5 protein-coding genes are annotated in these 3,336 nt (G+C 65.7%); 1 reads left to right on the plus strand and 4 read right to left on the minus strand.

Annotation, left to right across the window (positions count from 1 at the left end; genetic code table 11):
• Positions 1-160 precede the first annotated feature (160 nt).
• Entirely contained in the window at positions 161-712 is a 552-nt protein-coding gene (locus ACXJL8_RS37140; protein WP_456617399.1) for a carboxymuconolactone decarboxylase family protein, read from the minus strand.
• A 72-nt stretch (positions 713-784) separates the two neighbouring features.
• On the opposite strand from ACXJL8_RS37140, the gene ACXJL8_RS37145 reads away from it, so the two are divergent.
• Positions 785-1,111, plus strand: coding sequence for a winged helix-turn-helix transcriptional regulator (locus ACXJL8_RS37145; protein WP_456617398.1), 327 nt, complete (start codon positions 785-787; stop codon positions 1,109-1,111).
• A gap of 158 nt (positions 1,112-1,269) precedes the next feature.
• Here ACXJL8_RS37145 and ACXJL8_RS37150 read toward each other — a convergent pair whose 3' ends face one another.
• The 3 genes from ACXJL8_RS37150 to ACXJL8_RS37160 form a co-directional block, all read right to left on the minus strand.
• Positions 1,270-1,713: an NfeD family protein gene (locus tag ACXJL8_RS37150; protein ID WP_456617397.1), complete on the minus strand. Its 444-nt coding sequence runs from the start codon at positions 1,711-1,713 to the stop codon at positions 1,270-1,272.
• A gap of 75 nt (positions 1,714-1,788) precedes the next feature.
• Complete coding sequence (locus ACXJL8_RS37155) at positions 1,789-2,781, minus strand: SPFH domain-containing protein (protein WP_456686629.1); 993 nt, start codon at positions 2,779-2,781, stop codon at positions 1,789-1,791.
• 232 nt (positions 2,782-3,013) lie between these two features.
• Positions 3,014-3,336, minus strand: a 323-nt coding sequence (locus ACXJL8_RS37160) for an ABC transporter substrate binding protein (protein WP_456686630.1), incomplete at its 5' end; no start/stop codon positions are given.

Here is a 3,336-nt window from a genome sequence, read left to right on the forward strand (position 1 = left end):
GGTAGGGGGCTCTTCACCTCGCCCCGCCTGCGGGGAGAGGTCGGATCGCATCGCCAGATGCGATCCGGGTGAGGGGGACTCTCCACGAGTCCAACTGCCACCTCCCCCGCGGAGACTCCCCCTCACCCCAACCCTCTCCCCSCAAGCGGGGCGAGGGAGTCTATCGCGGAAACCGCGCCGCCTTGTCCTCCAGCGGCAGTCGCAGCCCGTTCGCCAGATACGACACCGTGCGATAGAAGCCGCACAGCAGCATGATCTCCAGGACCTGCGCCGCATCGTAATGCGCCGACAGCGCGGCGAATTCGGCGTCGGCAAGCGTCGCGCGATGATGCAGCGCGTCGACGGCGGCGATCAGCGCCTGCTCGGCCGGCGACCAGCAGGGTGACGCCGCATCGCCGCGTACGGTGGCGCGGACCTCGTCCTCGGTGAGCTGCGCGGCCCCGGCGAAGATCGCGACATGCACGCCCCATTCATATTCGCAATCGTTCAGCGCGGTCGTCCGGTCGATGACGATCTCGCGCTGGCGCAGGGACAGCGGCCCGGGATCGAGCAGGCCACCGGCGCGAAACTTGTCCCAGGCGCGGGTATGGCCCGCCATCACCCGGAACAGCAGCAGCGGCGGCGCGCCGCGCATGATGCGGTCGAACTGCGCCTGGATCTCCGGGGGATAAGGCGGCGCGAGCGGCGCGATGCGCGGCGTGGCCAGGGACATGGGCCGTCTCCATTGCTACAATTATCGTAGCAGTACGCTACACTATCCGTAGCATCGCGCAAGGACGCATCGATGGCGAAACAGGCCCCTTCCAGGTCACGCAACGTCCGCGGTTCGCGCACCGGACGGCCGATCATGGCGCTGCTGGACTTGCTCGGCCGGCGCTGGTCGTTGCGGATATTGTGGGAATTGCGCGGCACTCCCCTCACCTCCCGCGCACTGCGCACCGCCTGCGACGAAGCCTCGCCCACGGTGCTGCAAGCGCGGCTGAGCGAGTTGCGCGAGGCGGGGTTCGTGGAGCTGGGCGAGGCCGGCGGCTACGGGCTGACACCGCTCGGGCGGGAGCTGTGCGAGACGTTCATGCCGCTGCACAGGTTTGCGGAGAGGTGGGGGAAGTGATGGACTCCCTCTCCCCGTTCTTACGGGGAGAGGGCTGGGGTGAGGGGCTACCTCCGCAAATGCGGTGAGAGATAGATTCGCGGAAGGTCCCCCTCACCCGGATTGCATCTTCGATGCAATCCGGCCTCTCCCCGCGCGCGGGGAGAGGCGAACAGTCGTCACGCCGCCGCCACCGTCAGATTCGCGCCATCCACCCGCACCACCTTCACCCGCGTCCCCGCTGGCGTATCGGGGCCGGCCACGCGCCACACCGTGTCGCCGATGCGCACCGTGCCATTGCCGTCGATGATCGGCTTCTCCAGCGTGAACTCGCGGCCGAGCAGCGCGTCCGCGCGCTTGTTGAGGAAGGGGCTTGCGCCCGTGCCGAGTTTCGGCCGGGCGAGCCGGCGCCACACCGGCACGGCGGCGGCTGCGAACACCGCGAACATCACGAGCTGGATCTGCCAGGACACGGCGACGGTGAACGAGATCAGGCCGACCAACAATGCGGCAAGCCCGAGCCAGAACAGGAACACGCCCGGCGCCAGCACCTCTAGCGCCATCAGGATGAAGCCGAAGATCAGCCAGTTCCAGGTACCGAGCGAAACGAACATGTCGGTCATGACACGACCTCTTTATATTGGCGCATGACCTTATCGGAAAACCGGTATCCACTTTTCCGGGTCATGCGCCGAGCCCTATTGCGGCACCGCGGGCGGCGTCGGTCCGGCCGGCGGCACCGAGCCGCGGYGGGCGGCCGCGGCGGCCGAGGCCGCACTCTCGCCGAACGTCGCCTTGGCGATCTCGCCGATGCCGGCGAGCGAGCCGAGCATGCTCATCGCTTCCACCGGCAGCATGATGACCTTCTGGTTCGGCGAGTCCGCCAGTTGGCCGAATGCCTTGATATACTTGTCGGCGATGAAATAGTTCAGCGCGGCGACGTCACCCTTGCTGATGGCCTCGCTGACCATCTGGGTCGCCTTGGCCTCGGCTTCGGCCAGGCGCTCGCGCGCCTCGGCGTCGCGGAAGGCGGCCTCGCGGCGGCCCTCGGCCTGGAGGATCTGGCCCTGCTTGGCGCCCTCGGCGCGCAGGATCTCGGACTGGCGCGCGCCTTCGGCCTGAAGAATGTCGGCGCGCTTGACGCGCTCGGCCTTCATCTGCCGTCCCATCGCCTCGACCAGATCGGCCGGCGGCACGATGTCCTTGATCTCGATCCGGTTGACCTTCAGGCCCCACGGCGAGACCGCGGCATCGACCACGCGCAACAGGCGCTCGTTGATCTCGTCGCGGTGCGACAGCACCTGGTCGAGATCCATCGAGCCCATCACCGAGCGGATGTTGGTCATGGTCAGCACGATGATCGCCTGCTCGAGATTGGAGACCTCGTAGCTGGCTTTCGCCGCGTCGAACACCTGGAAGAAGGCGACGCCGTCCACCGTGACGGTGGCGTTGTCCTTGGTGATCACCTCCTGCTCGGGAATGTTGATCACCTGCTCCATCATGTTGATCTTGCGTCCGACACGATCGAAATAGGGTACGATCAGATTGAGCCCCGGTGTCAGCGTCTGGGTGTATTTGCCGAACCGTTCGATGGTCCAGTCATAGCCCTGCGGCACCGTCTTCACGCCGGCAATGAGCGTGACGATGACGAGCAATACCAGAACAATCGCGAAAATATCGAAGCCGCTCATATATCCTCCAAGGCGGGAAAAAGCCCTTTCCCGCGCTGTCATTGGTCGGGATGATCACCCTACCGGTTCAGCGGTCGCAATTCACGTCGGCATTCGTGCGATTCTTCACAAGACGCACGGAGAGGGAACGGTCACGATTAAGTATTTGCAAGACACTCTTGAAAGCGCGCAGGCGCAGACCTAGCGACAAAAGTTAACATTTCCAGCCAAACCGCCCGTCATAGGGACCAGCCTATTCGATGACCTCGTTCGCAAGCGCGAGCAGACTGGCGGGAACGGCGACGCCAAGCGCCTTGGCTGCCTTGAGGTTGATCGCAAGCTCGAACTTGGTGGGGTTCTGGACCGGGAGGTCGGCAGGCAGCGCGCCCTTCAGGATGCGATCGATGTAGGAGGCGGCGCGGCGCAGCTGCTCGGTGCTGTCGGTGCTGTAGGACATCAGCCCGCCCTCGTCGACGAAGGTGCGGCTCCAGTACACCGCCGGCACGCGCGCCTCATTGATCGCCGCCAGCAGATGCGCGCGATTGGCCATGGTGAAGAAGTCCGGCAGGATCAGGA

It is taken from the genome of Bradyrhizobium sp. P5_C11_2 (assembly GCF_054049755.1).

Coding starts and splice junctions, on each gene's coding strand:
- ACXJL8_RS37145 (WP_456617398.1), top strand. CDS start 785: ATGGCGAAACAGGCCCCTTCCAGGTCACGCAACGTCCGCGGTTCGCGC.
- ACXJL8_RS37150 (WP_456617397.1), bottom strand. CDS start 1,713: ATGACCGACATGTTCGTTTCGCTCGGTACCTGGAACTGGCTGATCTTC.
- ACXJL8_RS37140 (WP_456617399.1), bottom strand. CDS start 712: ATGTCCCTGGCCACGCCGCGCATCGCGCCGCTCGCGCCGCCTTATCCC.